At 71.0% G+C, this 3,600-nt stretch carries 6 protein-coding genes, 1 pseudogene and 1 riboswitch; of the genes and pseudogenes, 4 read left to right on the top strand and 3 right to left on the bottom strand.

What is annotated here, in order from left to right; translation table 11 throughout:
* A pseudogene (locus tag ACKOB8_RS04445) lies at positions 1 to 527 on the bottom strand (hypothetical protein); the annotation flags it as partial.
* Between the two features lie 110 nt (positions 528 to 637).
* Positions 638 to 750, top strand: a riboswitch (SAM riboswitch).
* Positions 751 to 787: 37 nt separating this feature from the next.
* On the opposite strand from ACKOB8_RS04445, the gene ACKOB8_RS04440 reads away from it, so the two are divergent.
* Together ACKOB8_RS04440 and ACKOB8_RS04435 are read left to right on the top strand one after the other, a co-directional pair.
* Positions 788 to 1,459, top strand: a complete 672-nt coding sequence (locus tag ACKOB8_RS04440; protein WP_526376012.1) for a TY-Chap domain-containing protein — start codon at positions 788 to 790, stop codon at positions 1,457 to 1,459.
* 28 nt (positions 1,460 to 1,487) lie between these two features.
* Positions 1,488 to 1,649: a hypothetical protein gene (locus ACKOB8_RS04435; protein ID WP_526376011.1), complete on the top strand. Its 162-nt coding sequence runs from the start codon at positions 1,488 to 1,490 to the stop codon at positions 1,647 to 1,649.
* Positions 1,650 to 1,763: 114 nt separating this feature from the next.
* Here the strand turns inward: ACKOB8_RS04435 and ACKOB8_RS04430 are convergent, their stop codons facing one another.
* Positions 1,764 to 1,982: a hypothetical protein gene (locus tag ACKOB8_RS04430; protein ID WP_526376010.1), complete on the bottom strand. Its 219-nt coding sequence runs from the start codon at positions 1,980 to 1,982 to the stop codon at positions 1,764 to 1,766.
* Positions 1,983 to 2,062: 80 nt separating this feature from the next.
* On the opposite strand from ACKOB8_RS04430, the gene ACKOB8_RS04425 reads away from it, so the two are divergent.
* Positions 2,063 to 2,689 (top strand): hypothetical protein, encoded by a 627-nt coding sequence (locus ACKOB8_RS04425; RefSeq protein WP_526376009.1) that lies wholly within the window; start codon positions 2,063 to 2,065, stop codon positions 2,687 to 2,689.
* 46 nt (positions 2,690 to 2,735) lie between these two features.
* On the opposite strand, the gene ACKOB8_RS04420 is transcribed toward ACKOB8_RS04425, so the two are convergent.
* Positions 2,736 to 3,143, bottom strand: coding sequence for a hypothetical protein (locus tag ACKOB8_RS04420; protein ID WP_526376008.1), 408 nt, complete (start codon positions 3,141 to 3,143; stop codon positions 2,736 to 2,738).
* A gap of 98 nt (positions 3,144 to 3,241) precedes the next feature.
* Here ACKOB8_RS04420 and ACKOB8_RS04415 point away from each other — a divergent pair, with 98 nt between their 5' ends.
* The gene (locus tag ACKOB8_RS04415) at positions 3,242 to 3,478 is read left to right on the top strand and encodes a hypothetical protein (protein ID WP_526376007.1); all 237 of its coding nucleotides are present in this window, start codon (positions 3,242 to 3,244) and stop codon (positions 3,476 to 3,478) included.
* Positions 3,479 to 3,600: the final 122 nt, after the last annotated feature.

Raw genomic sequence — 3,600 nt, 5'->3', positions numbered from 1 at the left:
TTGAGGGCGGTGGGCTTGCGCCACTCGGGGTTGGAGCGCTGCTGGGGGCCCACCGCGGGACCCAGCGAGCGGCGCAGCAGATCCAGAGCACCCTGCAGCATCGGCGGCGCGGGGGTGCGCGGGTAGTCCGCCAGCCAGTCGGAGTACGGGGTGAGTATGCCGATCAGGGGCGCGGTCATGTCCTGCAGGGGCCGGCGGGTGATCCGCGGCGCTGCGGCGGGGGCGGCCGGCGCTGAGGCGAACGGGGCGCCCAGCACGGCGGGTGTGGCGGCGGGTTTGACGGCGGGTGTGGCGGCGGCGGTGGTGTCGCGGTTGGCGGTCGGGGTCACCGCCGCGGTGCGCGCGCGGCGCTCGGTGCTGCGGGCGGGGGCAGAGCGGCTTGCCGCCGCACTGGCGGCGCCGGCGGATTCGGTGCCGGGCGTCGCCTGCGGGGAGTCGGCCCAGCCCGCTGGTGCCGGGGCGGCGAAGGCGCAGCCCGCCAGGAACGTCGCCGCGGCGACCCGCCGCCCCCACTTGAGACCTGTCACGGTGTTGTCCGCCCCTCCACCCGGGAAAGCCGCAGTTTTAGCAGTTGCCGTTTGCTGCACGCGACATCGGCACATCCGAATACACACCGCCGCAGGTAGGGTGGGGTCAGCTTCACGAGACACCGTCGCCAAGCTCCGACTTGATGGTGCGCCAACCCCACGCTCGTGGGTGGCTCGGATGACGAAGCGGCCCGCACCACACCGGTGCGGGTAAGAGCGCCCCGTCGCCGGGGCCCGGAACACCCGGGAGTGATGATCCGATGACCCAGTTCAGTGTTGAGGACCAGTGGCGGTCCTTCCAGACCTTCCTCGCCGCCTACCTTGCGGGCATGCTGCATCCGCGCGATGTGCTCACCGTCTCGCGCGCCACGAGCGTGTCACCGCCGCTGGTGGAGTTTCGCTGCGTCGACTCCGGCGCGCTGCGCTTCAGCGTGGGGAATCTGGCGTGGAGTGAGGAGCCCGGTGACTTCGTCGTGGGCCGCCGCGAGGACGCCAACGAGCTGGCCCGCCAGACGGTGGGGGTGCTGCGCGGTGTGGACGGCATCGACGTGCCGCGCGATCTGCGGGTGAGCGCCAGCGGCCCGGCGAGCTCGGTGGCCGTGCTGGCCACCGGCGGCTTTATGGGTTTCTCGGCTGCGGCCAACATCCACCCCGCCCGCTGGGATGCCTACCTCGCGCGGGTGACCGCCGTGATCGACACCGACGGTGACCCGATCGAGGCCGCCGCCCGCAAAGCCGGAGACCGGGTGTTCCGCGAGACCCGGAGCGGCTCGATCGCCGCCCTCGCCGCCGCGAATGAGCTGGCCCGGCTGCGGGCGTTCACCGACCCGTTCAGCCCGACCCCGCGCAGCGGGTATCAGGTGGGCGGGGGGCCGCTGTCGGGCCCGTGGTCGCCGGTGCGGATTGCCCGGGGTGTCGGTGCGCGCCACTAGTCTGGTGTCACCGAGGACGGGGAGGACCATGCCGAGCTGGAGCAGACCCAGCAAGTGGGGCAAGTCGATCGATCAGCAGCGCCGCGACCGCGATCAGCGTCACCGCGACGCCGTCGCCGAGGCGTCCGGTGAGTACCTGGCCGACATCGCCGGCGACGGGGACTACGACAGCGACGCCGAGCGCGAGTAGCGCGGCGCCTCAGCAGGGCGTGTCGAAGTCGTAGTCGGTGGGATAGAGCCGCCCGCCCGCGTCCAGGCACGCCTGGTAGCAGTTGCGGTAGGACGACGAACCGAACCCGGTGTACTAGCAGTGCCGGAAGCTGCCGTCGGCATCGGGCAGCTCGTCACAGAAGCCGCCGAAGGGACTGTTCCAGCATTGGCCGGGTGTCGCCAGCGCCGCCGGCGCGGTGAGCAGTCCCGTGATGATCAGGCCGCCGGTGAGCCCCAGGCGCACGGTCGCCAGCAGCGCCTGCTTCCACGGACGGCCTTCGATGATGCGCAGACGATGCTTGATTTCCCCCATGCCCTCATTGTCCGGGCGGGACCGACAACTCCTGTCGGTCAGCGCGGGTAGGTTCGTCCGCGAAGCGGTGGGGGGTCCTGATGCTGAAACTGTTGGTCATCGCCGTGCTGGTCATCCTGATCGTCGGCATCGTCATTGGCGCTGCGGGGGCGGCAGCGATCAGTGACGTCGGCGACCAGCAAAGGCGTCGGCGGCCCCGACCCGCCGATGAGGCCGCCCGAAAGCAGCGATCGCAACGCCGTCTCGAGCCGCGACGCAGCCTCGCAGACCTGCTCTTCGGCACTCGTGTCGCCCGACCGCGCCGCCGCGTCGTCCCCGCGGCGAAGTTACCGCCATCGGTGACGCCCGTTCCCCGCGACGCTGTCCTGAAAAACAGTGTCCGCAAAAACAGTGTCCGCAAAAACAGTGTCCGCAAAAACAAAGTCCCGAAAAACAAGAAGTCGCGCTTCGCGGTCAACACGCCCTCTGGGGAGTTCGCCGCTGTCTGCCCCTGTCCGGCCTGCGGGTGGTGGGATACGCACTTCCTCAGGGCGCCGAAGCGTCCGTTCGCCCCGAAGCCGGCGCCGCAGGAGTCATGGACGGATCGCATCGCCGGATGGTTCAGCGACGACAAGCCCACATCCTTCCCACCGCCGATGGCCGATCATCCCGACGCGGTGGTGGTGCGCATCTGTCGCAGCTGCGGCCAGGTGTGGGCGCAGAGCTGAGCGCCACGACGCCAGCAGCTCCGGCACCGCGCCTCGCACCGCACCCTCACTCCACCTCAGCCAGCAACAACCCGTCACGCGCCGCCACGATGTGATCACGGCCCAGCGAGGACAGCACCGTGCCCGGCAGCTCGGTGGTGACCGCGTCCTCCACGACGCGCAGCCCGCGCAGCGTGTGCCGGGTGCCCTCCAGCGGCACGGTCACCGCCACCCCGCCTACCGTGCACGCGGTCCAGCGGCACATCAGCGTGCGGGTCGTCTGGTCCCAGTCCAGCTCGCCGTGCGCGGGGGAGAAGACGGGCAGGATGTCGACCTCGCCGGTGGGCTGCGGCCAGCCGGGCTGCCCGGAGACGATGCGCTCCACCGCGGCGTCAAGGGTCGGGCCGACCGAGTGCGACCACAGCTCCAGCACCGCCTCGGGGGTGGGGGTCTCCTCGAGAGGCACGGTCGTCACCCAGCCGGGCCCCGGTCGGGGACATCGCCGCGCACTAGGGTGAGCGACGTGGCACGATCAGCAGCGACGCCCGCCCGACCGGAAGGAGCGCGGGGCTGATGACCTCTCGACACCGCGCACGGTGCGCGGCCGTGGCCGCCCTGGCCGCCGCGGCGCTCAGTGCCGGCACCGCGACGGCCGATCCCGCGCCGCCGAGCCCGACCCTGCCGGTGATCCCGCCGCCACCGGCCAACGCCGAGGCGATGACGCCCGCCCAGCCCGCGGTGCTGCCCTCACTGGGCCAGGATCACATCGTGGCGGCGCGTGACGGGTTGTTGCTGGCTGAGGTGGAGTGAGGGTGTGGTGCGGTGCGCGGTGGATCAACAGCGATACAGCTTCACGTGGAATCGGCTTTTGTAAGAAGCTGATCGGTATTCCGTCAATGTTAATACCAGAACCTGCCAGGATCCGGCAGACC

The sequence above is a fragment of the Mycobacterium sp. genome, assembly GCF_046091765.1.
Taxonomy (GTDB): domain Bacteria; phylum Actinomycetota; class Actinomycetes; order Mycobacteriales; family Mycobacteriaceae; genus Mycobacterium.
Note: the sequence above shows the minus strand (reverse complement) of the source record. Positions and strands in the feature narration are given on the sequence as shown.

What these genes read in the sequence shown, in the direction of transcription:
- ACKOB8_RS04440 (WP_526376012.1), top strand. Translation starts at nt 788, where the DNA reads ATGACCCAGTTCAGTGTTGAGGACCAGTGGCGGTCCTTCCAGACCTTC.
- ACKOB8_RS04435 (WP_526376011.1), top strand. Translation starts at nt 1,488, where the DNA reads ATGCCGAGCTGGAGCAGACCCAGCAAGTGGGGCAAGTCGATCGATCAG.
- ACKOB8_RS04430 (WP_526376010.1), bottom strand. Translation starts at nt 1,982, where the DNA reads ATGGGGGAAATCAAGCATCGTCTGCGCATCATCGAAGGCCGTCCGTGG.
- ACKOB8_RS04425 (WP_526376009.1), top strand. Translation starts at nt 2,063, where the DNA reads ATGCTGAAACTGTTGGTCATCGCCGTGCTGGTCATCCTGATCGTCGGC.
- ACKOB8_RS04415 (WP_526376007.1), top strand. Translation starts at nt 3,242, where the DNA reads ATGACCTCTCGACACCGCGCACGGTGCGCGGCCGTGGCCGCCCTGGCC.